Consider the following 24,128-nt stretch of genomic DNA (forward strand, 5'->3'; position numbering starts at 1 on the left):
ATCCCGCTTAAACTATTGATGGCTAAGGGTTTCGGCTTTGTGCAGCAAGCCCTATTTAGACCCGCCTTTCCTAGAAAATCTGTAGGGTAATCGACTGGCTTGGCTTAGTTATCCTGTATGAGCAGAAAAATTGGATTTTGGTTACTTTGGCTTGGTGTTATCACTTATGCCTTTCTTCTTGCCCCTCCCAACCAACCTGAAACCCCAGAACTGATTAAAAATCTTTCCACAGGTAAGTGGGAAGGGATTAACCCGTTAATCATTGCCCTATTCAACATCATGGGTATCTGGCCGATGATTTATGGGGCATTGATGTTTATTGATGGCAGACAGCAGAAAATCCCTGCATGGCTCTTTGCCACAGTATCGTTTGGTGTAGGAGCGTTTGCCTTGTTGCCCTATCTGGCGCTACGCCAACCGAATCACGAGTTTACTGGCTCTAAGGGCACCTTCCTAAAGGCGTTAGATTCTCGCTGGCTTGGTGTTGCCCTTACTTTAGGAACTTTGGGTTTGTTGAGCTTCGGGTTACTTAAAGGCAATTGGGGAGATTTTGCTCAGCAGTGGCAAACCAACCGCTTCATTCATGTCATGAGTTTGGATTTTTGCCTATTGTGCCTCTTGTTCCCAACACTTCTAGGCGATGATATGGCACGACGTGGTTGGAAAAATTCCCAAGTATTTTGGGCGGTAGCGCTAGTACCTCTAGTTGGACCACTACTGTATCTTTGTCTACGCCCATCTCTCCCAGATTCTGGGGATGAGGTAGCGGCTGGTAGTCAGCAGCCAGTTTAAGCACTGGAATAATTTCAATTTCAACTGGGGTGCTAGGATTCGAACCTAGGGAATGGCGGGACCAAAACCCGCTGCCTTACCACTTGGCTACACCCCATTGGCTTCACCTTGATGATTCTAGCAATTAATGCCCAAGGAATGTCAAGTTATTCGATGAGTTTTAGATAAATTTGGGTGAGCGGGAAGATTGGGAAGGGAAAAGTTCGTTAACTGTACAAATTGATATAGCGGTTTCCTGGCGAGATGAGGTACAGCTCAGGTGTCTGAAACCAAAAGAGAGCGAGGAAAACGAAAAAGCTGATAGCTGATAGCTGACGGCTTTCTGCTATAGAGGGCTTGCAACTTCAATTTCTGCAAGCCCTCTATTCAAAAACGTTACTTAGTTGTCTTATGTAGGGTTGAAGTGCCAAGCCAACTTAGGCAGGATAAATGCGTAAGCGCCGATTGGGTTCATCGCCGAAACTGTCAGACTTAAGGCGATAGTGTTCGACTAGCTCATGTTGCATCTTACGCACTTTTGGCGATCGCGGCAGCAATTCCACAGGTTGCCCTTTGGGAATCACGATTTGCTCAACCGCAAGACGGGCTTCCTCTAGTGCCTCAATTTCGTCTTCTGTGCCACTTTCGGTAAATAAGCGCAAGTCAGCCTCATCTGGCATACTAGGGTCGTCCATGTCCAACAGATGCCGCAAAGCGCGGGTAATCTGAGGGATGGTGCTGGCTTTTACAGCATGGATAGGTACCTGACGCGCTTTGGCAATTGAGCGAAGCTTGCCGTGATTTTTGACGTGCGATCGCAAACCCAGAACCGCATCTGCACTATCCAGGTCTTTTGTCAAGACTACGGGCAAGTTTAGTACCCGGATGACTTGCTCCAATTGATGGCGGCTGACACCGTAAGGATAAACATGCAGTGGCAAATCCTCTCCATTTGGGCCTGGCATCCGCATCCCACTGCCCAACCCGTCTTGCTGCTGCCAAGATTGATCGAGCAACTGTTCAAAATAACGATTTTCAGAAGTCCGCTCTGGTGCCTGACGCGACAGTGGCTTCATCTGCCCGGATGAGCGCCAGCCATTTGGTCTTGTCATGGAAGAGGAGAGAACATTTCTGTTCGGTGGTGTTGCTACCGGAGCACTAGGAAACTCACGGGTAATCATCACCTTCCCAGTGTCATCTACCATTCTCACCTGTGGATTCGGTTGACGACTTCTGAGCAACTCATCAACCGTGTCAGAAACGCTCTCGTGGATTACCCAGCGCTGCCGCTCTAGCATTTCCACTGCAATTTCAAACGTTGGAGGTGCCTTACGCTCTAGAACGGTTTTCTGAGAGCCTCGGCGTCTCGCTTCATCATCTCCCAGTGTTACCGCCTGTATACCCCCAACTAAATCAGAGAGGGTAGGGTTTTTAATCAGGTTTTCAATTTGATTCCCGTGAGCCGTTCCCACTAACTGAACACCTCGCTCCGCAATGGTACGAGCAGCTAATGCTTCGAGTTCTGTACCAATTTCATCAATCACGATGACTTCGGGCATATGGTTTTCCACCGCCTCAATCATCACCTGATGCTGAAGTTCCGGACGGGCGACTTGCATTCGTCTCGCTCTCCCAATCGCTGGGTGGGGAATGTCGCCATCACCCGCAATTTCATTGGAAGTATCAATAATCACAACTCGTTTGTGCAAATCATCAGCTAAGACTCTGGCAATTTCCCGCAAAGCCGTTGTTTTGCCAACACCCGGACGCCCCAGCATGAGAATTGACTGACCCGTTTCTACCAAGTCACGAATCATGCCAATCGTGCCAAAGATGGCTCGACCAACACGACAAGTTAAGCCAATAATTTCACCAGGGCGATTACGAATTGCACTAATCCGGTGCAGAGTTCGCTCAATTCCAGCCCGATTATCGCCGCTGAAGTGTCCCACTCGCTCAACGCAATAATTCAACTGTTCCTGAGTGACGGGTATGTCGGAGAGATACTCCGCCTTGCCAGGAAAACGCACTTCTGGGAAGCGGCCAAGATCCATGACCACCTCAATCAAGCTGTCTCGCTGTGGGTGTTGCTCTACTGATGAGCGAATTTGCTCAGGCAAAATCTCTAGCAACTTTTGGAGGTCGTCTGTAATCTGCATCCTGTTTGAAATGAGGTTTTCGTCCACTACTGGCGCTTCTTGATTAGAAAACAGTTGTTGATCAGAGGGATTGATACTGTGGAAATTCACCATATGCTCGCATCAAAGACAGCGATCGCTGCTTTTGTCGGTGGGCTGGAAAATTTGTTTTTACTAAACTTTTTGGTTTAGTTAGGTAACGGTTGCGGCAGTTTTTTTCTGAACTTTAGCTGCGAAACGAGAGAATGGGCACTTGCCACCGCCTGCCAAAGCAATTCAGGTAAGGCTTCAAGGTGCCCGAAGGCAGGGCTTTGATGTGAAACAAGATTTCTCTCAACGTCTTCGCCATTCAATTCTTCTAATTTGTCTAGAATCGGTGAAAGTAATACACGAGCGTAACTACCATAAGCAATACCTGCAACATAATGTTGGCCGTGGGGAGCCGTGACTAAGGGCGAGGTAACCGTATCCGTTTTGAAGCAGGGAGAAACCGGGGAGAAGGGAATTTTTTCTGTTATGTCTCCCCATTCCCCATTCCCCATTCCCCATTCCCCATTCCCCATTCCCCACTCCTTAAGTAGCCCTGCTGCTTTGAGTTTTGCCACGGTATGGTTGTTGGTACCACCAGCTAGCTGTACATATCCCGGTAACCCCGCCGCAATGACTTTGTCAGAGAGTTTTACAGCTGCTCTTGTCGCGCCAGCACCAATATCGCCACTCATCGGACGACCATCAGTCTGCCAAACGAGGGCACAGGGTAGAGGTGTGATGAGTTCGTAAAGTGACCATAGGTACTCAATCAAACCGTCATCATCAGGACAGCTAATTGCTAAGAGCTTGAGCTTTTCGACCCACGGCGCGATCGCGTTCCACAGCCGTTGAAAATCTGCAAAATGCCCAACTTGTGTATGGATTTCCAGAGCATCAACACCACTTCGGAGAATTAGCGGTGCGATCGCTTCCGGAGCTGATACATAGGAGCGCGTATAAATTAGCTCACTAGGGCAAACAGGTAGGCAACGACCACAGCCGTAACACTGTTGGTCAATGACTCCAGAGAAATGCTGATCCGATTTTGGCTGTTGGATATCGGCTATCGAATGGCTTTCCCTCTGAGCAATCTGTCTGCTGCCGATTTGGGGTTGAGACTTCGGGATTCGGGAACCCTCCTGTGCTCCCTCTTTCTCCTTCTTTCTCTGTGTGTGGTCACTAGCTTTTTGGAAAACGATAGCTTGTGCTGGGCAAATCTTTTCGCAGGGACGAGGGCAGTCTGCTGGACACAACTCTGGATTAAATTCAGCTTTGCGGAAATGTGGGTCTTCCCCATCATTCAAGCTCACCATTAGCCAGGGTCGGCTTCGGAATCCAAACCCTCGCACTTGAGCCACCTCACCTAGTTCACTGGCAACTTCTATGGCTTCTTTAGCCGCTGCAATTACCGCTGGGTCAGCTGCGACATCAATGCAATCAGCACCAGCGAGAGTGTAAGCCAAGGTAAGATTTCGGACAGCAGGGAGGTGTTGGAAGCTCGCTCCGCAGATGAGCTTAAACCAGTGACCCTCCCTTAGGGAATGCAAGGGATAGTACAGTTCAGTCACCCCTATATGCTAAATCGTTACTAAAAAAATTGGGAGGTAAATTTTACGACCTTAAGTGGCGAAAAGCCGTAGGGGTGACATCACTGGCTAGGTCTTTTGATGGGTGTGATCGCCAATTTCCTTTACCCATATGTATAGATGTAGCGAACCCTCTCTAAGACTCACGCCAAATCTAGTGGTTGAGTCATTAAACATCTGCAAAAAAATAGCGAGAACGTAGCGTCTCGCCAATGATTAAGTTTTTTTCATTTATCGACAAACTCGGATAAATTATCCCGTCTAATCGCTGATGGCATTGAGCAGCACTTCTGATAAGGTCACATCTGCCATGTCATCAATCGTGAGCGTGTCACAGATATCAAACTTTGCTCCAATACCTTGCAACTGATCATCCAATGCCTTGAGGAACTGACTTGCTGTAGCGTCGTTACCGACTTGAATCATTGAAATTGCCAGTTCTTCATCCCGTTCCATCTGGCGTGATGCTTCAACAATCGCAACCATTACAGCTTTGCGGTCATCTGGCTCACCATCTGTGATCACCAAAATCGTCTCGCCACCTGGCTTTGTTTGCCCAGAGGCTTTGTGCTGAAAATATCGGTCAGCCGCATCTTTCAGCACAGCCGCAAGGTTTGTAGTCCCTGCTGGGTCATTTTCTTGAAAAATTTGTGCAACCTTACTAGAAGTCACATTGTCGTAGCGTTTGAAGCGGCTTGAAAATACATACACAGTAATGCCATCTGGGTCAAACTGTTCGCATTTTCTCGCCAATGCCAGGGTAGATTCCTGTGCGGCATCCCAACGACTTCTTCCACCCAATTGATCAGGAGTGGACATACTGCCGCTTTTGTCAATTATTAGTGTGTAATCTCGGTTTTGCACAGTAAAAGCCTCCTTCGAGGAAAAAATCAAGGCAATAGGCTAACTTACTTCCCACAGTACTTGCCACTTAAGCAAGTCAAAACAAGCGTGGTAGCAAGACTCCTGATGCCTATCTCTAGGCAAATTAAATGTGGCATAGCTGACCATTGGTACTCGATTGTGCAAACTTGAGGTAACCAATGGTCAAAGCTAGTTCTTAGTCATTGATGGCATTTAGCAACACTTCCGCCAACGTCAGGTTCTCCATGTCATCCAGGGTAATTGTGTCAACAATATCAAATTTTGCTCCAGCCCCTTGGAGTTCATCATCCAATGCTTTGAGAAACCGAGTTGCTGTAGCATCACTACCAACCTGGATTAGCGAAATTGCTAGTTCTTCATCCCGATCCATATGCCGCGAGGCTTCAATGATCACTCGCATCACCGCTTTACGATCGTCCGGTTCCCCATCCGTTATAACCAAAATCGTTTCCCCATTTGGTTTTGTCTCCCCTGCTGCCTTGCGTTGAAAGTACTTGTCAGTCGCATCCTTCAGGACACTTGCAAGGTCAGTGGTACCCATTGGATCGTTTTCTTGAAAGATTTGGTTGACCTTATCGGAAGTTACATTGTCGTAACGTTTAAAACGACCAGAAAATAGATAAACAGTAATGCCATCCGGGTCAAACTGTTCACATTTTCGTGCCAATGCCAGGGTAGACTCTTGGGCTGTCTGCCAGCGGTTTCTTCCACCAGGCTGGTCTGGGGTTGACATACTGCCGCTTTTGTCAATGATTAGTGTGTAGTCACGATCTTCCATAATTGAACCTCCCATTCAAAGAACAACCCCCTACAATCGTCAGCATTGCATTCCTGATCTAAGCCTATACGACTCTCCAACCAACCTGTCGGTTTCAATAGAGTGATCTCTTACGAACAATCAGTTCTTGCTAAATTGCTGTAATAGTTATCACCCTTGACGTTCCAATTTATGCAAGAAGCCTAATCTAGGTAAAATTCCAAATAAAATGCCGATACTGTTTGCGATCGGCTATCAGTTTTTTTCACTTCTAAATGTTTGACGATTACCGATGAGTTTCTCGTAAAGCTTGCAGATAATCAATAGCTGCTTCTAGTTTGGAGGAATAGGAATAAGAAAAATCTTCAAACCACATTCCTTCTTCTGAACGAGGATTGAGATTTTTTAGCCACTCTGTTGCTTCTTGAGTGAGTGCCTCCCGTTGCCTTTTCTTCCTCTGCTCAGCTCGAAGTTGTTCTTCTCGAAGTTGTTGCTCTTTTCGGAGTTGTTCTTCTCTGAGTTGCTGCTGTTTTTGGAGTTCCTCAGCTTGCTGTTTTTCTTCAAACTCAGCTTTAACCTGTGACAACAAACTGTCCTGGGCAGGAGATACCCAACTTTGTTGCAAAGGTTGAGATTGGTAAGTCGGTGCAGCAGGTGGAGGAGATTTAAATTCTTCCTCGTTGAAGAGAGGCTTTTTCTTGGGTTTTATCCCTTGGTCTTGTTCCTGATACTCGGCTTTAACTTGTGCCAATAAATCATCTATAGATTCCATTCTTTGACCCTCAGTTAATAGAGATTCTCCTAAATGAGCGTGTAGTCCCGATTTTCCAGCATATAGAGCCTCTCTCGATGAACTGCTAATTCTCTTGATACTTTTTTACACCTAATCAGTGATGGCGTTAAGTAAGACTTCTGACAAAGTCATGTCTTCCATGTCATCCATGGTTACTGTATCTACAATGTCAAACTTTGCCCCAGCACCTTGCAACTCATCATCTAAGATTTTGAGAAATTTAGTAGCTTGTGCATCTGTACCAACTTGAATGAAGGACAGGGCAAGTTCTTCATCCCGATCCATCCGTCGTGACGCTTCAATAATTACTTTCATGACGGCTTTGCGGTCGTCCGGCTCACCATCAGTCACTATTAAAATTGTCTCCCCGTTTGTCTTAGTTTGACCACTCGCCTTGCGCTGAAAATAGCTATTGGTTGCATCTAGCAGCACACTAGCTAAGTCAGTCCGTCCAGAAGGCTCATTTTCGCGAAAGATCTGCGGGACTTTATTGGAAGTGACGTTGTCGTAGCGTTTAAAGCGACCAGAAAACAAGTAAATCGTAATGCCATCTGGATCGAGTTCTTCACATTTACTTGCCAATGCCAGGGTAGTTTCCTGCATAACTTCCCAGCGGCTTTTACTAGATGGCTGATCTCTAACGGACATACTGCCGCTTTTATCAATAATTAATGTGTAGTCACGCTGCTCTAGCAAAATAATTTACCCCCAATCTTCTCAGTCTGTCTCAAGGGTATCAAAACCTGAAATCTGAGCTAAGTCGCTTGGGGGTGATAAAGGCGGCAGTATAAGATGTTGAGCTAATTACACCAGCCTAAGAACTCGCCGCTGTAGTGGTAGAGGTTAGGGAGTACCTGCTGACAAGAGTCCAGGTAACGCATTTTTAAGTGGTGTCCAACGGAAAGCGCGATCGCCTCCCATCTCCACAGCTATTTTCACTCGCGGTTCCTGTTTGGGCAATGTGGTTAAGTATTCCACTTCTTGCTGAGACAAAATCGAACCTTCAATAATCCAGAGTACTAATCCTTTTGATTTAGGAGGCAGATTTTCTAATTGGTAGCCCACTACAGGCGGCAGATAATAAACCCGAATATCTTTCTTACCTAAATGAGGAGGACGAACACCGTGGACACCAGTTAGATAAGCGGCTAAGTCACCCAACCCTCTAGCGCTAAAGTTCAAGGTGGTATAGCCTGCTGCGCGCAACCGACGGCGGTAGCGCCCTTCAAATCCTCCTTCTAAGGGCACATACATTGCCAATGCGCCCGACTGCTCTATGTCGCGGATGAATGAGCTGCCTGTTGTAATAAGTGCCATCTCTAACTCCGATTCCGCCTTAAGTTTTATAAACTATCGTTAGCAGTTTATTATAGATGATGGGCAGATTACGCCCTTCAATCCCTCAACTGCGATCAATTTGCTGAAAGTAAAGTGACTCACTAGACAAAGACAGGAAAATCATTGTATAGTTTAAAATTGTGATAAAACGAAGGTTGCGTGGAAGCAACTGAGGTCAGGATACGCTCTGGTCTTTGAACCACAGGTTCAAAACTGGGAAGTCCTTACAGGCGTTATTTGTTCTACCTAACGGTAAAGGCAAATACCCTTAATGTAAGAGAATTTGCAAGGTTCTTTGACTGACAGCTTCTATACTTAGACCTACTTGAACTTTCGCCACGTTAAGGATACTGGGGCTATTAAGACTTAAGTCCTGACGAGTTAAGGCGACAGGGTTAGTTAGTACTAACTCGTTAAAGCGGTTCGCACAATCTAGCTCTTAAAGATTGAAGGGCTACCAAAGGACATATTTTTTTCTTCGGCTGAAGAGATTGCTGTCTGGAGGTTATATTGACAAGTTTGTGAGGTAGCGCGGATTCACTGAATACCGCTAGTTATTCTCACTGTAATGACTATATAAGAAGGAGAAACCTGTGTCTGTCGGTATCCTCGGCACAAAACTCGGCATGACCCAAGTGTTCGATGACGAAGGAAGAGCGCTTCCTGTCACTATCGTCCAAGCCGGTCCATGCACTGTGACACAAATCAAAACCAAGCAAACGGATGGCTACACGGCTGTTCAAGTTGGTTATCAAGAAGTCAAGCCCAAGGCACTGTCTAAGCCTGAAATGGGGCACTTTGCCAAATCCAGTGCGCCAGCACTGCGACACCTACGCGAGTATCGTTTGGATGATACGAGTGAATTTGAATTGGGTCAGGCAGTCAACGCGAGCCTGTTCAGTAATGGTCAAATCGTTGATGTCAGTGGAACAAGTATCGGTCGTGGGTTCGCTGGTTATCAGAAACGTCACAACTTTAAGCGGGGACCGATGGCGCATGGTTCCAAAAATCACCGCCAGCCTGGTTCGACTGGAGCCGGAACAACGCCGGGTCGCACGTTTCCGGGGAAGAGAATGGCTGGTCGATTGGGCGGCGATCGCGTCACGATTCGTAAGCTTGAGGTAGTGCGTGTAGATGCAGACCGTAACTTGCTTCTGATTAAAGGCGCAGTTCCTGGCAAGCCTGGGGCGCTTTTGAGCATCACCCCGGCTAAACAGGTTGGTCGATAGTCACGGCTCAGGGTTCAGCGTTCACGGCAATGAATCCGCAATGTGAACCATGGACAAAAAGAGGAATGACTAAGGACTAAGGACTAAGGACTAAGGACGTAAAGTTATGGTTGATTGTGTAGTGCGGAACTGGCAAGGGGAAGAGGTTGGACAGGCAACCTTAGACTTGCGAGTTGCAAAAGAAGAGAGTGCCGCTCACATTGTTCACCGAGCGATGGTGCGGCAAATGACGAATTCTCGTCAAGGAACTGTCTCTACCAAAACTCGTGCAGAAGTGAGTGGAGGTGGACGCAAGCCTTGGCGGCAAAAAGGAACAGGTCGGGCGCGTGCAGGTTCGATTCGTTCCCCACTATGGCGGGGTGGTGGTGTGATCTTTGGACCTAAGCCCAGAGATTTCAACATCAAAATGAACCGCAAAGAACGCCGACTGGCTCTAAGAACAGCGTTTCAGAGCCGTACTGAAGATTTAATTGTGGTTGAGGATTTTGCTGCCCAACTGCCACGACCAAAGACTAAAGAACTGATAGGAGCGTTCGCACGGTGGGGCATCACAGCAGAATCAAAAGTACTTTTAATTCTGCCTGAACTAGAAGAAATGGTTTATTTGTCAGCGCGTAATCTTTCAACGGTTAAGTTGATCTCGGCGACCAGTTTGAATGTCTATGACATCCTTAACGCTGACAAAATCGTGACAACTAACACTGCCCTTGCCAAAATTCAGGAGGTTTACAGTGAGTAAGTACGACCCCCGCAACCTTGCTGATTTAGTGCTTCGCCCGATTGTTACAGAAAAGGCAACCCTGCTTTTAGAGCAGAATAAATATGTCTTTGAAGTAATTCTCAAAGCCACCAAACCAGAAATCAAAGCGGCGATTGAAAGCCTATTTGATGTCAAGGTTACCAGCGTCAATACCCTCCGTCCACCACGCAAAAAGCGCCGGGTCGGCAAATTTGTCGGTTACAAGCCGCAATACAAACGTGCAGTTGTGACCTTAAAGACAGGAGACTCGATTACCCTGTTCCCAGAAGTATAGGACTGGGGTAGCGGACTTGGGAAAGTACCAAGTGTGAAGCTTTAATCGCTTTCATCCCAATCCCTAATCACTACTGCCCAATTACCAAGCCCCAGAGATAAAGCAAGTAAAGGATATTCGTTATGGGCATCCGTTCTTATCGGCCATATACTCCTGGTACTCGTCAGGGTACTATCTCAGATTTTGCCGAGATTACGCGCAGTGAACCGGAAAAATCTCTAACACAGTCTAATCATCGCGTCAAGGGTCGTAACAATCGCGGCGTGATTACTAGTCGTCGTCGTGGTGGCGGTCACAAGCGTCTATATCGAGTGATTGACTTTCGGCGTGATAAGCACAATATCCCAGGCAAAGTTGCTGCTATCGAGTACGACCCCAATCGGAATGCCCGAATCGCACTAATTTACTATCAGGACGGAGAAAAACGCTATATTCTTCATCCCGATAAGTTAGCAGTAGGTACAACAATTCTGTCTGGACCCGAAGCACCTATAGAAGTTGGCAACGCTTTACCTTTAAGAAATATTCCTCTAGGAACGAGCGTTCATAATGTTGAACTGAGACCGGGGCGAGGCGGGCAAATTGTTCGTGCGGCTGGAGCAACTGCTCAAGTTGTTGCAAAAGAAGGCAATTATGTAACGCTCAAGCTTCCCTCCAGTGAAGTCCGAATGGTGCGTCGGGAATGTTACGCAACGATTGGACAGGTGGGCAACATTGAGGATAGAAACATTAGTTTGGGCAAAGCTGGTCGCAATCGCCATAGAGGACGCCGCCCAGAGGTGCGAGGAAGTGTCATGAACCCGGTGGATCACCCACATGGCGGTGGTGAAGGAAGAGCGCCTATCGGGAGATCTGGACCCGTGACACCTTGGGGCAAACCAGCCTTGGGTGCAAAAACTCGCAAGCCAAAGAAGCAAAGCAGTTCTTTAATTGTCCGGCGTCGGCGGAAAACCTCGAAGCGCGGACGTGGTGGTCGTCAGTCATAGAAGAGAAAGTTGTTAGTTGTTAGTGTTTAGACGGTTATCCTCACTAAAAACTAACAACTAACAGCTAACAACCAAGTAAACAGTAGGTACGTTCATTATGGGTCGTTCTTTAAAAAAAGGTCCTTTTGTCGCTGATAGTCTTCTCACTAAGATTGAAGTTCTTAATGCCAAAGGTGAAAAACAGGTTATCAAAACCTGGTCACGAGCCTCGACAATTTTGCCCCAGATGATTGGTCACACGATCGCAGTTCATAACGGACGAACCCATGTCCCAATTTTTATCAACGAGCAAATGGTGGGGCATAAGCTTGGAGAATTTGCGCCAACTCGCACATTCCGTGGACATGCTAAAGGCGACCGGAGGGCTGGTCGTTAGAAGGTTTGAGAGGTCATTCCCTCACAGCTTTTTAGAGCGAATAAAACTATGGCAATAGATACTACAGCAGAAACAAAAGCGATCGCTCGCTACATCCGAATGTCTCCCTTTAAAGTAAGGCGAGTTCTTGATCAAATTCGAGGGCGTTCCTATCGGGAAGCCCTGATTATTCTAGAATTTATGCCTTACCGAGCTTGTGATCCCGTCTTGAAAGTCTTACGCTCCGCTGTAGCAAACGCTGAGCATAATGCTGGTCTTGACCCAGCGGGATTGGTCATCACTCAAGCTTATGCTGATATGGGACCCAGCTTAAAGCGTTTTCGACCAAGAGCGCAAGGTCGTGCTTACCAAATTCGTAAGCCAACATGCCATATCACAGTGGCTGTTTCTCCCCAAGTTGATGCAAAGTCATGAGTCAGTAGCGATACAAGTGACAACTAACGATTAACAACTGGCAACTGACAAGGAAAGGAAAGATTCGTGGGACAAAAAATTCATCCAATTGGTTTACGACTGGGTATCACCCAAGAGCATCGCTCTCGCTGGTTTGCAGACACCAAGCGATATCCAGAAGTATTACAAGAAGACCACAAAATTCGTCAATACGTTCAGGAAAAACTCAACAACGCTGGGATTTCTGAAATCCGGATTGAACGCAAAGCTGACCAAATTGACTTAGAAATTCATACCGCTCGACCTGGCGTTGTCGTCGGTCGTGGCGGTAGTGGAATTGATAACTTGCGCGTTGGTCTTCAGCAAGCGTTGGGCAGTAATCGTCAAATTCGCATCAATGTCATTGAAGTCGCACGAGTAGATGCCGATGCCGAATTGATTGCTGAGTACATTGCACAACAACTAGAGCGAAGGGTTTCCTTCCGGCGGGTAGTGCGTCAAGCCATTCAACGAGCGCAACGCGCCGATGTTCAGGGCATTAAAATTCAGGTAAGTGGTCGGTTAAATGGAGCAGAAATCGCTCGAACCGAATGGACTCGCGAAGGACGGGTACCTCTGCATACCCTCCGAGCCAACATTGACTACTCCTACCGCACAGCGAAAACAATTTACGGAATTTTAGGCGTAAAAGTTTGGGTCTTTAAAGGAGAAATCATTCCCGGACAAGAAGAACAGCCGACTCCTGCAGCGGCTCAACCCCGTCGTCGTCAACAACGGCGTCGTCAGCAATTTGAAGATCGCTCAAATGAGTAGTTATTAGTTGTTGATTGTTAGTTATTGATCATCTTTAACAAGCAACAAACAACAAACAACAAACAACAAACAACGAACCATGTTAAGTCCTAGAAGAACAAAATTCCGTAAACAGCAGCGCGGACGAATGTCCGGTGTAGCCACTCGTGGTAGTACGTTGAACTTTGGTGACTTCGCTCTGCAAGCAACAGAACCCTCCTGGATTACAGCGCGACAAATTGAAGCGGGTCGTCGAGCGATGACTCGCTACATCCGCCGGGGTGGCAAAATCTGGATTCGTGTTTTCCCGGATAAACCCGTGACGCAGCGTGCTGCTGAAACCCGGATGGGTTCAGGTAAAGGTAATCCAGAATTTTGGGTTGCCGTTGTGAAACCGGGTCGAATCCTCTACGAAATTGCCGGAGTTTCCGAAGAAATTGCCCGTGAGGCGATGCGTCTCGCTTCTAATAAGTTGCCCATTAAAACGAAGTTCATTACCCGTGAAGGGGAACAGGTATAAGTCATGCCTCTGCCCAAGATTGAAGATGCCAGAAATTTAAGTGATCAGGAACTGGCTGATGCAATTCTCGCTGCAAAGCGCGAACTGTTTGACTTGCGGATGCAACAAGCCACCCGACGTTTGGAAAAGTCGCATCTGTTTAAGCACACTCGACACCGGATTTCCCAGTTGATGACCGTTGAACGGGAGCGTCAACTTGCTACGGCGGCTGAACCGTCAGCGACTGGAGCCCCACAACCTGATGCACAAGAGGAGTAACCCCAATGGCAGTTAAAGAACGAGTGGGTCTGGTTGTCAGCGACAAAATGACTAAAACCGTTGTTGTCGCTGTAGAAAACCGGACCGCCCACCCCAAATACGGGAAAATCGTAGTCCGTACAAAGCGCTACAAAGCTCACGATGAGGAAAATCAGTGCAAAGAGGGCGATCGCGTTCGGATTCGCGAAACCCGACCCTTAAGCCGTACCAAACGCTGGACGGTTGCTGAAATCCTCAGCAGGGCAACTCAAGCCTAAGCGTAGTTGTTAGTTTTTAGTTTTTGGAGAACTAACAACACACCAGCTAACAACTAACAACTAACAACTAAAAAGGAGGTTCACCCATGATTCAACAAGAAACTTACCTGAATGTCGCTGACAACAGCGGGGCACGAAAATTGATGTGCATTCGTGTGTTAGGCGCAGGAAACCGTCGCTATGGCGGTGTAGGTGATGTGATCATTGCCGTGGTGAAGGATGCAATCCCAAACATGGCAGTCAAAAAGTCAGACGTTGTAAGGGCTGTAATTGTTCGTACCCGCAAAGGGCTACGCCGAGACAGCGGTATGAGTATTCGCTTTGACGACAATGCTGCCGTCATCATCAACGCTGACGGAAACCCACGGGGAACCCGTGTTTTTGGACCTGTGGCGCGGGAATTGCGCGACAAAAACTTCACGAAAATTGTTTCCCTCGCTCCGGAGGTACTCTGATGGCAAGTAAACTGATGGGCGCGAAGAATACTTCAGTGCGCTACAAAATGCATGTTAAAAAGGGCGACACCGTTCAGGTGATTGCTGGTCGAGATAAAGGCAAAGTTGGAGAAATTTTGCAGACATTACCAAGGAAAAGCGCGGTTATTGTCAAAGGGGTTAACATCAAAACTAAGCATGTCAAGCCTCAGCAGGAAGGTGAAACAGGTCAAATTGTTACCGTCGAGGCTCCCATCCACAGCTCCAACGTCATGCTTTACTCCAATAAGCAAAAAGTCGCCAGCCGTATCTGCTACACCTTTAACGATCAGGGTCGTAAGGTGCGGATGCTAAAAAAAACGGGTGAAATTATCGACTAATTAGTCATGAGTTATTTGTCATTTGATTAGTAGTGAGCCAACTGACAACTAACGGCTGACAACGGATAAAACATATTTCCCTGACTAAGCCCAGGGGTGAAAAGGACAAAAATATGGCAGATCGACTGAAGACTCTCTACCAAGAAACGATAGTCCCAAAACTCAAAGAGCAGTTTGGATATGAAAATATCCATCAAGTTCCCCAAGTTATAAAAGTCACGGTCAACCGAGGATTAGGGGAAGCCTCTCAGAACGCCAAGGCATTGGAATCGTCTTTGAATGAATTGGCAATCATTACAGGTCAAAAACCTGTGGTAACACGAGCCAGAAAAGCGATCGCGGGTTTTAAAATTCGAGAGGGAATGCCTGTTGGTGTCATGGTTACCCTACGTTCAAGGCGTATGTACTCGTTTCTTGATCGATTAATTAACCTAGCTCTACCAAGAATTCGTGACTTTCGTGGTGTTAGTCCCAAAAGCTTCGATGGTCGTGGTAACTATACCCTTGGTGTTCGAGAGCAACTCATCTTTCCAGAGGTAGAGTACGACAGCGTTGATCAGATTCGAGGCATGGATATTTCAATTATCACAACAGCACACACCGACGAAGAAGGTCGAGCCTTACTCAAAGAGATGGGTATGCCTTTCCGGGAGAACTAAGCTGTAAGCATAGGAAACAAAAATGGCGGCAAACGACACAATTGCAGATATGCTAACTCGCATTCGGAATGCGTGCTTAGTGCAGCAACAAACGACGAATGTACCAGCAACAAGAATGACCCGCAGTATTGCCAAAGTACTCAAAGACGAAGGCTTTATTGCTGATTTTGAAGAAACAGGGGAAGGTATTAAAAAATACTTAGTGGTTTCCCTAAAATACAAAGGCAAAAACCGCCAGCCCATTATCACAGCTCTAAAGCGTGTTAGTAAACCGGGTTTGAGAGTTTATTCCAACCGCCAAGAGTTACCAAGGGTACTAGGGGGTATTGGCATTGCTATTATCTCCACTTCCAGTGGCATCATGACCGACCGAGAAGCACGACGTCAAGGAATTGGTGGCGAAGTGCTGTGCTACGTGTGGTAATCGTTACGGTTCATAGCAATAGGCAATGAACAACTAGCAACTGACAAAGGACAATCGCAGTCATGTCTCGTATTGGCAAGCGCATCATAGACATTCCCAGCAAAGTAACCGTGAAGATTGACGGTCAACATGTTGCTGTTAAAGGTCCTAAAGGAGAACTGGATCGAGTTCTGCCAGAGCAAGTAACAGTCGAGCAAGAAGGTGAGACAATACGGGTATTACGTCGGGATGAGTCTCGAATAGCTCGTCAGCGCCATGGACTGTCTCGCACTTTGGTCGCCAACATGGTTGAAGGGGTTTCCAACGGTTTTGAAAAGCGGTTGCAAATCCAAGGCGTTGGTTATCGAGCGCAAGTTCAAGGTCGCAACCTGATTCTAAACGTCGGTTATAGCAAACCCGTTGAAATTGTCCCTCCTGAAGGTATTCAACTGGCAGTAGAAGGCAACACTAACGTGATTGTTAGTGGGATTAACAAAGAAATCGTGGGTAATACAGCCGCCCGCATTCGTGCTGTCCGCCCACCGGAAGTTTACAAAGGCAAAGGCATTCGTTATGCCGGTGAAGTAGTTAGACGTAAAGCAGGTAAAGCAGGTAAGAAGTAAGATGAAACTGACTCGTAAAGAATCGGTACGGCGGCGGCATCACCGAGTACGTCGAAAGGTAACGGGTACGGCAGAGCGTCCTCGACTAGCCGTGTTTCGCTCCAATCAGCATATCTATGTGCAGGTAATTGACGACAATCTACAACATACCTTAGCTGCTGCTTCTACTCTAGAGCCGGCTTTAAAATCGAATGTAGAATCCGGGGCAACTTGTGAAGCGTCTGTTGAGGTTGGCAAGTTAATTGCTCAGCGAACCATTGAAAAAGGCATTTCAAAAGTTGTCTTTGACCGAGGTGGTAATCTTTACCATGGTCGCGTCAAAGCCCTTGCTGAAGCCGCTCGTGAAGCCGGGCTCGAATTTTAAGTTGTTGGTCATGCATCATAAGTCAATAAATAGAGTAATTGACTACAACGAACAACTAACAACGAACAACTAACAACGAACAACTAACAAAACTATGGCAACTCGTAGAAAAAGTAGCCGCGCTAAAGAAAAAGACACTACTTGGCAAGAACGGGTTATTCAAATCCGTCGTGTCAGTAAGGTTGTCAAAGGCGGTAAAAAATTAAGCTTCCGTGCGATTGTCGTCGTGGGCAATGAACGGGGACAAGTTGGTGTTGGTGTCGGCAAAGCCAGTGATGTTATTGGTGCTGTCCGCAAGGGGGTTGCTGATGGGAAAAAGCAATTAATTGATGTGCCCTTAACCAAATCTAATTCCATTCCTCACCCATCCAACGGTGCTGCTGTTGGAGCTAAGGTGATGATGCGACCCGCAGCTCCTGGAACTGGTGTAATTGCTGGTGGTGCTGTGCGTACCGTACTTGAATTAGCTGGGGTTCGTAATATTCTGGCTAAGCAGTTGGGTTCCAATAACCCATTGAACAATGCTAGAGCCGCTATCAACGCTCTTGATTCGCTACGCACATTTTCTGAAGTGGCTGAAGAACGAGGTGTTCCGATTGAGAACCTTTACGCCTAATCAGATTTAAGTTATTGGTCAGTCGCACAAGGACAACTGACGATTAACACCTGACACCTGACAACTGACACGAAAATTATGAGACTAAATGATGCAGTGCCCCAAAAAGGCTCCAAGAAACGCCGACGCCGTGTTGGTCGCGGGATCGCGGCTGGTCAAGGGGCTAGTGCTGGACTAGGGATGCGGGGTCAAAAATCACGCTCCGGTCGGAGTACACGACCGGGTTTTGAAGGGGGTCAGATGCCGTTGTACCGTCGTCTGCCTAAGTTAAAGCACTTTACGGTCATCAACCCTAAACATTACACTACGATCAACGTGGGTAGATTAGCATCACTCCCGGCTGATACAGAAGTAACATTGACCTCCTTAATGGAGGTAGGTATTGTTACAACCAATGATGGTCCGCTAAAACTTCTCGGCGACGGGGAACTGAGCGTTCCGCTCAACGTTAAAGCGGCAGCCTTCACGGCGGGTGCCCGCAGTAAAATTGAGGCGGCTGGTGGTAGCTGTGAAGTGATAGAGGGTCGAAAGGTCTGGACTCGCGCCAGTGCCTAGTGCTAACCCACGCCAATATTCTGTAGAGGTAGCCCTTTATGGTCGTAAGTCGAGACAAAGCTCCAACTGCTCAAGAGACTTTTATGCAAATGGCACAAGCAGCTGGCCTTAGAGGTCGGCTGCTTGTGACCATTGGTCTGCTGATTTTAGCTCGCCTTGGTGTTTTCTTACCTGTACCAGGTATTGACCGGGAAAGCTTTGCCGCAGCCATTAAAAACAGCCCAGTTATTGGATTTTTGGACATTTTCTCTGGAGGTGGACTTTCTGCCTTAGGGATTTTTGCTCTAGGAATCTTGCCTTACATTAATGCCTCGATTATCCTGCAACTGCTAACAGCTGCAATCCCTTCTCTGGAGAACTTACAGAAGAATGAAGGAGAAGCGGGCAGAAGAAAAATCTCTCAAATTACGCGGTATGTCGCTGTCGGATGGGCAATAGCAAATAGTATTGGGATTGCTCTGTGGGTAGAGCGCTTTGCCACTACTACTCGCGGACCGTTATTTGTTGCTGAAACAGCACTAGCGCTAACGGCTGGTTCCATGTTCGTGATGTGGATATCAGAGTTAATCACTGAGCGTGGTATCGGTAACGGGGCTTCGCTGTTGATTTTTGTCAATATCGTGGCGGCGTTGCCTACTACCTTAGGTCAAACCATTGAGTTTGCTCAGACGGGTGGTCGTGAAACAGTCGGTAAGGTAGTGATCTTGCTGCTAGTTTTCCTGGTGATGATTGTCGGGATTGTCTTTGTGCAAGAGGGAACCCGCCGCATTCCAATTATTTCCGCAAGACGTCAAGTAGGACGAAGGCTCTACCGTGAGCGGACAAGCTACCTGCCCTTGCGGTTAAATCAGGGTGGCGTTATGCCGATTATCTTTGCTTCGGCGGTTCTGATTCTCCCTGCATCACTCGCTCAGTTCACAGCTAGTAATGCTAATAACAAATTTTTAGCGCCAATCAACCAAGTTCTGGTTCAAGTTTCAAATTACATGAACCCGAATGGTCAGACCCCTTGGTTGTATGTCTTGGTCTATTTAGTCTTGATTGTGTTCTTCAGCTACTTCTACGCCTCTTTGATTGTGAATCCAGTGGATATGGCGCAAAACCTGAAGAAAATGGGAGCGAGTATTCCGGGTATTCGTCCGGGTCGAGCTACTAGTGAGTATGTTGAGCGGGTATTGAACCGTTTAACATTCTTGGGAGCCATATTCTTAGGCTTAGTGGCTGTGGTACCCACGGCTGTGGAGAGCGCGACTAATGTTCCAACCTTCCGGGGATTAGGAGCAACCTCGTTGCTGATTTTGGTGGGTGTCGCGATTGACACCGCTAAGCAAATTCAGACCTACGTGATTTCGCAGCGCTACGAAGGTATGGTCAAGGAGTAGACAGTTATTGGTTGTTAGTGATTAGTTACTTGGGACTCTTGCACTAAGTACTGTCCAACAACCAATAACCAATAACCAATAACCAATAACGAATGACACGATTAATTTTCTTAGGACCTCCAGGAGCAGGAAAAGGCACTCAGGCAAAACTTTTGGCTGAGCTGGTGAATATCCCTCATATTTCTACGGGAGAGATTTTACGAAGTGCGGTTGCCGATCAAACGCCTCTAGGTCAACAGGCTAAAGCCTATATGGATAAGGGTGAGTTGGTTCCTGATGAGTTGCTGCTTGATCTAGTGCGCGATCGCCTCAGTCAAGCTGATGCTCAAAGGGGCTGGATTTTAGATGGCTTTCCACGAAATGTTAGCCAAGCCGCTTTCTTGGATGACTTAATGCAGGAAACACACCAAACTTGCACTTGTGTCAACCTGGATGTTCCAGATGAGGTTTTAGTTAATCGGCTGTTAGGACGAGGACGCTCAGATGACACCCCAGAGGCGATTCGTACACGGTTAGAGGTTTATCGGAAGGAAACTGCCCCTTTAATTGATTTCTACGGTGAGCGATCGGTTTTGAGAGTAGTGGATGGCGATCGCTCTTTGGCGGAAGTCACAGACTCCTTAAAGCAGGTCGTCAGCGCCTAGGCTCTTTCTGGTTAACAGAAAACTGATTACTTCTGTTACCCCACTCTTGGAGCTTAACAGTGGGGTCGGTAACTCAGCCGTTTTGCTTGCATATTTGATAAAATATGTTAAGACTCCCTAGAACAACATCCATCAGTCTGGAATGGGGGTGATTAACAGAATTGAGGTTTGAACACATTGGCTAAACAAGACTTAATTGAAATGGAAGGCACAGTGACAGAGTCACTGCCAAACGCGATGTTTCGCGTTGATCTCGATAATGGCTTTAATGTCCTTGCTCACATTTCGGGAAAAATCCGCCGTAACTATATCAAAATCCTGCCAGGTGATCGCGTTAAAGTCGAACTGACACCCTATGATTTAACGAAAGGTAGAATTACTTACCGCCTTCGTAAAAAATAGGATTAGAACGTTCTTATCTTTACTCAATGGTCTAATCAATTCAATATTGATTGACAATCAAACCTCAAAAAATGATATAATGCAGTGCTTGCAGTGTGGCCAAAAAAGGCATGAAAGTTAGAGCATCCGTCAAAAAAATTTGTGAGAAATGCCGGGTAATTCGGCGACGCGGTCGGGTTATGGTGATTTGCCAAAATCCTAAGCATAAACAGCGTCAGGGATAGCCCATAGGCTCTTAAGACTAATTTGTAGCACAAAACCAAGAAATAGGGGGAAAAAAGCGTGGCACGGATTGCCAGTGTAGACCTTCCTCGCGACAAGCGAGTAGAAATTGGTCTGACCTATATCTATGGAATCGGTCTGTCGCGGTCTAAAGAAATTTTGGCAGCAACAGGAGTTAATCCAGATATACGGGTCAAGGATTTAAGCGATTCCGATGTAGCAGCCCTTAGAGGGGCGGTAGAAAATTATCAGGTGGAAGGCGACCTGAGACGCTTGGAGTCAATGAACATCAAGCGGTTGGTTGACATTGGCACCTATCGTGGGCGTCGTCATCGCTTAGGACTACCAGTACGGGGGCAACGAACTCGTACTAATGCCCGAACTCGCCGAGGTCGGCGTGTTGCTATTGCTGGTAAGAAAAAGGCACCCGCTAAGAAGTAATCCATTTGTTCTGTTAAACCAACACGAGTTTTATCAAGCGACATGGCGCGACCAACTAAGAAAACAGGTGCAAAAAAGCAAAAACGCAATGTACCTAATGGAGTGGCTTACATCCAGTCCACTTTCAACAACACAATCGTTACAATTGCTGATACCAGAGGTGATGTCGTTTCCTGGGCATCAGCGGGTTCCAGTGGTTTTAAAGGAGCGAAAAAAGGAACGCCTTTTGCCGCTCAAACGGCTGCCGATGGTGCAGCTCGTCGAGCCGTTGACCAGGGAATGCGTCAAATCGAAGTGATGGTCAGTGGTCCAGGAGCGGGTCGAGAAACGGCGATTCGAGCCATTCAAGGCGCAGGGCTTGAAATTACCTTGATCCGGGATGTGACACCAATTCCCCACAACGGCTGCCGCCCACCCAAGCGGCGTCGAGTTTAAGCCACTATCGGTTGGGATTCAAATATCTAACGCATAGTGTCAGCCGGGAAGTTTTTCACAAGAAACCAACCTGCTGGTGCTTCAGTTATTGAGACATTACACCTGATTTTTCAGGAAGAATGTACAAGGGGGCACGATAAGAGTGCTTTCCGTGGGGTTTTATGAATAAGGGAGGTCACTCCGTGGCGCAGTTTCAGATCGAGTGTGTAGAGTCTAAAACACTGAAGAATCAGAGTCAATATAGCAAATTTGTCCTGGAGCCTCTTGAGCGCGGTCAAGGCACAACAGTCGGCAATGCCCTCAGGCGAGTTCTCCTGTCAAATTTGGAAGGGGCAGCGGTTACAGCCGTTCGGATTGCTGGGGTCAATCATGAGTTTGCCACCATCGAAGGTGTGAGAGAGGATGTCCTGGAAATCTTGCTGAACATGAAGGAGATTGTTCTCAAGAGTTACAGCTCTCAGCCCCAAATTGGTCGAGTCATGATTACAGGACCAGCAACGGTGAGAGCGGCTCAATTTGAACTCCCTTCTGAAGTGGAAATCGTCGATCCAGGTCAGTATGTTGCCACCTTGGCAGAGGGGGCAAGGCTAGAAATGGAGTTTCGGATTGAGAAAGGAAAAGGATATCGCTCTGTGGAGAGGGGCCGTGAGGATGCAGCGTCGGTTGACTTTCTCCAGATTGACGCTGTGTTTATGCCAGTGAATAAGGTAAATTACAGCGTTGAAGATGCTCGCATCGACGGCTCTCTGGAAAGAGACCGTTTGCTATTGGACATCTGGACTAATGGCAGCGTAACTCCCCAAGAAGCTCTGAGTCAAGCTGCTAGTACCCTAGTGGATTTGTTCAAGCCTCTGCAGGAGATGAACCTGGAGCCGATTGATAAGGAATATCCAGATGATGAAGATCCAACCAGTCAAATCCCAATCGAAGAATTGCAGCTATCAGTACGAGCTTACAACTGCTTGAAGAGAGCTCAGATCAACTCTGTAGCCGATTTGCTGGATTACAGCCAGGAAGACCTCCTGGAAATCAAAAACTTCGGTCAAAAGTCTGCCGAAGAAGTGATTGAAGCCTTACAACGGCGCTTGGGAATTACCCTGCCGCATGAGAAAGCAAAAACTACTTAAGTTTTGCTTGAGCGGCTATTGAATTTTTTGGAGTGTATATAGGAACAGAAGAAAATGCGTCACCGCTGTCGTGTACCACAATTAGGAAAGCCTGCTGATCAACGGAAGGCTCTAATGAGAGCTTTAACTACAGAACTGATTCGTCATGGTCGAATCACGACAACCAAAGTGCGGGCAAAAGCAATCCGTGGGGAAGTGGAAAAAATGATTACGCTGGCAAAAGATGGTTCGCTATCTGCACGGCGTCAGGCACTGGGCTATATCTATGACAAGCAGTTAGTTCATGCCCTGTTTGAGGGAGCGCAGGAGCGGTATGGCGATCGCAACGGCGGATACACCCGCGTCCTGCGAACCGTACCGCGTCGTGGCGATAATGCCGAAATGGCAATTATCGAGCTAGTTTAGCTAGCTCGCTATTTGTTACTCCTCATGCAGTCCCCTCAGCTAACAAAGCAGCGTATTGCCCTGGTTATCCAATACCTGGGTACGCACTTTTATGGCTGGCAGCGCCAACCCAACCATCGCAGTGTGCAGGAGGAAATTGAAAAAGTGATCTCTGCCGTGGAGCAGCGACCCGTGACCCTACACGCAGCGGGTCGCACCGATACAGGTGTTCACGCTGCTGCTCAGGTAGCTCACTTTAATGCTACAGGACCAATTCCAGCCACAAGGTGGGCGGCTGTCCTCAACAGTAGACTGCCTGAGGATATCCTAATTCGTGCCTCAGCCTTAGTTGCTCCCAACTGGCACGCTCGTTTTTCTGCTAGCTGGCGTCGTTATCGATATACACTCTATACCGACAACCGACCCAACTTGTTTGTGCGACCCTTTAGTTGGCATTATTATCATGCACCGCTAGATGAATCTTTGATTCAGGAAGCGTTAACTCCGCTAATGGGTAAGCACCACCTGGCTGCCTTTCATCGGGCAAACTCAGGGCGATCGCATTCCTGGGTGGATGTTCAAGCCGCAGAATGCTACCGTAACGGGTCATTTATTCATATAGAAATTCAGGCAAACGGATTTTTGTATGGCATGGTGCGGCTTTTGGTAGGAATGCTGGTACAAGTAGGCACTGGGGAACTACACCCAAACAGTTTCACGGAACTTTGGGTCAACCAGCGACGGGAAGCTGTAAAATACGCAGCTCCAGCGAGAGGTTTATGCCTATTGCGTGTAGGCTACCCCAACTCGCCTTTTCCTCCAGAAGTCTGGTTTGATACACAGCCAAAATTCCTCTTGCCAACTAATACCCCAAGCGAATACTGCCTCAATTAAACACATAACTCTTGAAGCGC

General features: G+C 47.3%; 35 protein-coding genes and 1 tRNA gene. 28 read left to right on the plus strand and 8 right to left on the minus strand.

Going from position 1 to position 24,128, the window contains the following annotated elements:
• Positions 1 to 117 precede the first annotated feature (117 nt).
• Positions 118 to 792 carry a DUF2834 domain-containing protein gene (locus tag AC5JL3_RS13280; protein ID WP_496074944.1) on the plus strand — a complete coding sequence of 225 codons (675 nt, stop codon included), beginning with the start codon at positions 118 to 120 and terminating at the stop codon, positions 790 to 792.
• Between the two features lie 24 nt (positions 793 to 816).
• Here the strand turns inward: AC5JL3_RS13280 and AC5JL3_RS13285 are convergent.
• The 8 genes from AC5JL3_RS13285 to AC5JL3_RS13320 form a co-directional block, all read right to left on the minus strand.
• Positions 817 to 889: transfer RNA gene (locus AC5JL3_RS13285), tRNA-Gln, on the minus strand.
• Between the two features lie 319 nt (positions 890 to 1,208).
• Positions 1,209 to 2,930 (minus strand): R3H domain-containing nucleic acid-binding protein, encoded by a 1,722-nt coding sequence (locus AC5JL3_RS13290; RefSeq protein WP_496074986.1) that lies wholly within the window; start codon positions 2,928 to 2,930, stop codon positions 1,209 to 1,211.
• 167 nt (positions 2,931 to 3,097) lie between these two features.
• A complete protein-coding gene (locus AC5JL3_RS13295; protein WP_496074945.1) occupies positions 3,098 to 4,507 on the minus strand; it encodes a Light dependent period protein LdpA domain-containing protein in 1,410 nt (469 codons plus the stop codon).
• Between the two features lie 279 nt (positions 4,508 to 4,786).
• Entirely contained in the window at positions 4,787 to 5,344 is a 558-nt protein-coding gene (locus tag AC5JL3_RS13300) for a VWA domain-containing protein (protein ID WP_496074987.1), read from the minus strand.
• A 241-nt stretch (positions 5,345 to 5,585) separates the two neighbouring features.
• On the minus strand, positions 5,586 to 6,191 hold the full coding sequence (locus AC5JL3_RS13305) for a vWA domain-containing protein (RefSeq protein WP_192222036.1): 606 nt from the start codon (positions 6,189 to 6,191) through the stop codon (positions 5,586 to 5,588).
• A 262-nt stretch (positions 6,192 to 6,453) separates the two neighbouring features.
• Positions 6,454 to 6,939 carry a salt stress protein, Slr1339 family gene (locus AC5JL3_RS13310; protein ID WP_496074946.1) on the minus strand — a complete coding sequence of 162 codons (486 nt, stop codon included), beginning with the start codon at positions 6,937 to 6,939 and terminating at the stop codon, positions 6,454 to 6,456.
• 111 nt (positions 6,940 to 7,050) lie between these two features.
• The gene (locus tag AC5JL3_RS13315; RefSeq protein WP_192221935.1) at positions 7,051 to 7,656 is read right to left on the minus strand and encodes a vWA domain-containing protein; all 606 of its coding nucleotides are present in this window, start codon (positions 7,654 to 7,656) and stop codon (positions 7,051 to 7,053) included.
• Positions 7,657 to 7,803: 147 nt separating this feature from the next.
• Positions 7,804 to 8,277: an NAD(P)H-quinone oxidoreductase subunit N gene (locus AC5JL3_RS13320; protein WP_496074947.1), complete on the minus strand. Its 474-nt coding sequence runs from the start codon at positions 8,275 to 8,277 to the stop codon at positions 7,804 to 7,806.
• A gap of 614 nt (positions 8,278 to 8,891) precedes the next feature.
• Between AC5JL3_RS13320 and rplC the strand changes: the two genes are divergently transcribed.
• The 27 genes from rplC (at position 8,892) to truA (ending at position 24,108) form a co-directional block, all read left to right on the plus strand.
• Positions 8,892 to 9,527: a 50S ribosomal protein L3 gene (gene rplC, locus AC5JL3_RS13325; protein ID WP_192221937.1), complete on the plus strand. Its 636-nt coding sequence runs from the start codon at positions 8,892 to 8,894 to the stop codon at positions 9,525 to 9,527.
• 106 nt (positions 9,528 to 9,633) lie between these two features.
• Positions 9,634 to 10,266, plus strand: a complete 633-nt coding sequence (gene rplD, locus AC5JL3_RS13330; protein ID WP_496074948.1) for a 50S ribosomal protein L4 — start codon at positions 9,634 to 9,636, stop codon at positions 10,264 to 10,266.
• Complete coding sequence (locus tag AC5JL3_RS13335) at positions 10,259 to 10,561, plus strand: 50S ribosomal protein L23 (protein WP_496074949.1); 303 nt, start codon at positions 10,259 to 10,261, stop codon at positions 10,559 to 10,561. The genes rplD and AC5JL3_RS13335 overlap by 8 nt, the downstream gene beginning before the upstream one ends.
• Before the next feature lie 122 nt (positions 10,562 to 10,683).
• Positions 10,684 to 11,547, plus strand: coding sequence for a 50S ribosomal protein L2 (rplB, locus tag AC5JL3_RS13340; protein ID WP_496074950.1), 864 nt, complete (start codon positions 10,684 to 10,686; stop codon positions 11,545 to 11,547).
• A gap of 97 nt (positions 11,548 to 11,644) precedes the next feature.
• Positions 11,645 to 11,923: a 30S ribosomal protein S19 gene (gene rpsS / locus AC5JL3_RS13345; protein ID WP_192221941.1), complete on the plus strand. Its 279-nt coding sequence runs from the start codon at positions 11,645 to 11,647 to the stop codon at positions 11,921 to 11,923.
• A gap of 48 nt (positions 11,924 to 11,971) precedes the next feature.
• A complete protein-coding gene (rplV, locus tag AC5JL3_RS13350; RefSeq protein WP_192221942.1) occupies positions 11,972 to 12,337 on the plus strand; it encodes a 50S ribosomal protein L22 in 366 nt (121 codons plus the stop codon).
• A 66-nt stretch (positions 12,338 to 12,403) separates the two neighbouring features.
• Positions 12,404 to 13,129, plus strand: coding sequence for a 30S ribosomal protein S3 (rpsC, locus tag AC5JL3_RS13355; RefSeq protein WP_192221943.1), 726 nt, complete (start codon positions 12,404 to 12,406; stop codon positions 13,127 to 13,129).
• Positions 13,130 to 13,208: 79 nt separating this feature from the next.
• Entirely contained in the window at positions 13,209 to 13,628 is a 420-nt protein-coding gene (gene rplP / locus AC5JL3_RS13360) for a 50S ribosomal protein L16 (RefSeq protein WP_192221944.1), read from the plus strand.
• A 3-nt stretch (positions 13,629 to 13,631) separates the two neighbouring features.
• A complete protein-coding gene (gene rpmC, locus AC5JL3_RS13365; protein ID WP_496074951.1) occupies positions 13,632 to 13,886 on the plus strand; it encodes a 50S ribosomal protein L29 in 255 nt (84 codons plus the stop codon).
• A 5-nt stretch (positions 13,887 to 13,891) separates the two neighbouring features.
• Positions 13,892 to 14,143, plus strand: coding sequence for a 30S ribosomal protein S17 (rpsQ, locus tag AC5JL3_RS13370; RefSeq protein WP_496074952.1), 252 nt, complete (start codon positions 13,892 to 13,894; stop codon positions 14,141 to 14,143).
• A gap of 86 nt (positions 14,144 to 14,229) precedes the next feature.
• Positions 14,230 to 14,598 (plus strand): 50S ribosomal protein L14, encoded by a 369-nt coding sequence (gene rplN / locus AC5JL3_RS13375; RefSeq protein WP_192221947.1) that lies wholly within the window; start codon positions 14,230 to 14,232, stop codon positions 14,596 to 14,598.
• Entirely contained in the window at positions 14,598 to 14,957 is a 360-nt protein-coding gene (gene rplX / locus AC5JL3_RS13380; protein ID WP_242058727.1) for a 50S ribosomal protein L24, read from the plus strand. The genes rplN and rplX overlap by 1 nt, the downstream gene beginning before the upstream one ends.
• A 113-nt stretch (positions 14,958 to 15,070) precedes the next feature.
• Positions 15,071 to 15,616: a 50S ribosomal protein L5 gene (gene rplE / locus AC5JL3_RS13385; RefSeq protein WP_192221948.1), complete on the plus strand. Its 546-nt coding sequence runs from the start codon at positions 15,071 to 15,073 to the stop codon at positions 15,614 to 15,616.
• A gap of 22 nt (positions 15,617 to 15,638) precedes the next feature.
• On the plus strand, positions 15,639 to 16,040 hold the full coding sequence (gene rpsH / locus AC5JL3_RS13390) for a 30S ribosomal protein S8 (RefSeq protein WP_192221949.1): 402 nt from the start codon (positions 15,639 to 15,641) through the stop codon (positions 16,038 to 16,040).
• Between the two features lie 62 nt (positions 16,041 to 16,102).
• Entirely contained in the window at positions 16,103 to 16,642 is a 540-nt protein-coding gene (rplF, locus tag AC5JL3_RS13395) for a 50S ribosomal protein L6 (protein WP_192221950.1), read from the plus strand.
• Position 16,643: 1 nt separating this feature from the next.
• Positions 16,644 to 17,006 carry a 50S ribosomal protein L18 gene (gene rplR, locus AC5JL3_RS13400; protein WP_496074953.1) on the plus strand — a complete coding sequence of 121 codons (363 nt, stop codon included), beginning with the start codon at positions 16,644 to 16,646 and terminating at the stop codon, positions 17,004 to 17,006.
• Between the two features lie 94 nt (positions 17,007 to 17,100).
• Positions 17,101 to 17,622, plus strand: a complete 522-nt coding sequence (gene rpsE / locus AC5JL3_RS13405) for a 30S ribosomal protein S5 (protein ID WP_192221952.1) — start codon at positions 17,101 to 17,103, stop codon at positions 17,620 to 17,622.
• A 78-nt stretch (positions 17,623 to 17,700) separates the two neighbouring features.
• Complete coding sequence (rplO, locus tag AC5JL3_RS13410; RefSeq protein WP_192221953.1) at positions 17,701 to 18,177, plus strand: 50S ribosomal protein L15; 477 nt, start codon at positions 17,701 to 17,703, stop codon at positions 18,175 to 18,177.
• Between the two features lie 38 nt (positions 18,178 to 18,215).
• Positions 18,216 to 19,559 carry a preprotein translocase subunit SecY gene (gene secY, locus AC5JL3_RS13415; protein ID WP_192221954.1) on the plus strand — a complete coding sequence of 448 codons (1,344 nt, stop codon included), beginning with the start codon at positions 18,216 to 18,218 and terminating at the stop codon, positions 19,557 to 19,559.
• Between the two features lie 92 nt (positions 19,560 to 19,651).
• Entirely contained in the window at positions 19,652 to 20,203 is a 552-nt protein-coding gene (locus AC5JL3_RS13420) for an adenylate kinase (RefSeq protein WP_496074954.1), read from the plus strand.
• 177 nt (positions 20,204 to 20,380) lie between these two features.
• Positions 20,381 to 20,605 (plus strand): translation initiation factor IF-1, encoded by a 225-nt coding sequence (gene infA, locus AC5JL3_RS13425; RefSeq protein WP_008191178.1) that lies wholly within the window; start codon positions 20,381 to 20,383, stop codon positions 20,603 to 20,605.
• 110 nt (positions 20,606 to 20,715) lie between these two features.
• Entirely contained in the window at positions 20,716 to 20,829 is a 114-nt protein-coding gene (gene rpmJ, locus AC5JL3_RS13430) for a 50S ribosomal protein L36 (protein WP_192221956.1), read from the plus strand.
• Between the two features lie 58 nt (positions 20,830 to 20,887).
• Positions 20,888 to 21,268 (plus strand): 30S ribosomal protein S13, encoded by a 381-nt coding sequence (gene rpsM / locus AC5JL3_RS13435; RefSeq protein ID WP_192221957.1) that lies wholly within the window; start codon positions 20,888 to 20,890, stop codon positions 21,266 to 21,268.
• 42 nt (positions 21,269 to 21,310) lie between these two features.
• Positions 21,311 to 21,703, plus strand: coding sequence for a 30S ribosomal protein S11 (gene rpsK, locus AC5JL3_RS13440; protein ID WP_192221958.1), 393 nt, complete (start codon positions 21,311 to 21,313; stop codon positions 21,701 to 21,703).
• A gap of 182 nt (positions 21,704 to 21,885) precedes the next feature.
• Complete coding sequence (locus tag AC5JL3_RS13445; RefSeq protein ID WP_496074955.1) at positions 21,886 to 22,830, plus strand: DNA-directed RNA polymerase subunit alpha; 945 nt, start codon at positions 21,886 to 21,888, stop codon at positions 22,828 to 22,830.
• Positions 22,831 to 22,884: 54 nt separating this feature from the next.
• Entirely contained in the window at positions 22,885 to 23,235 is a 351-nt protein-coding gene (gene rplQ / locus AC5JL3_RS13450; protein ID WP_496074956.1) for a 50S ribosomal protein L17, read from the plus strand.
• 24 nt (positions 23,236 to 23,259) lie between these two features.
• Positions 23,260 to 24,108 (plus strand): tRNA pseudouridine(38-40) synthase TruA, encoded by an 849-nt coding sequence (gene truA, locus AC5JL3_RS13455; protein ID WP_496074957.1) that lies wholly within the window; start codon positions 23,260 to 23,262, stop codon positions 24,106 to 24,108.
• Positions 24,109 to 24,128: the final 20 nt, after the last annotated feature.

It is taken from the genome of Symplocastrum torsivum, assembly GCF_059505465.1.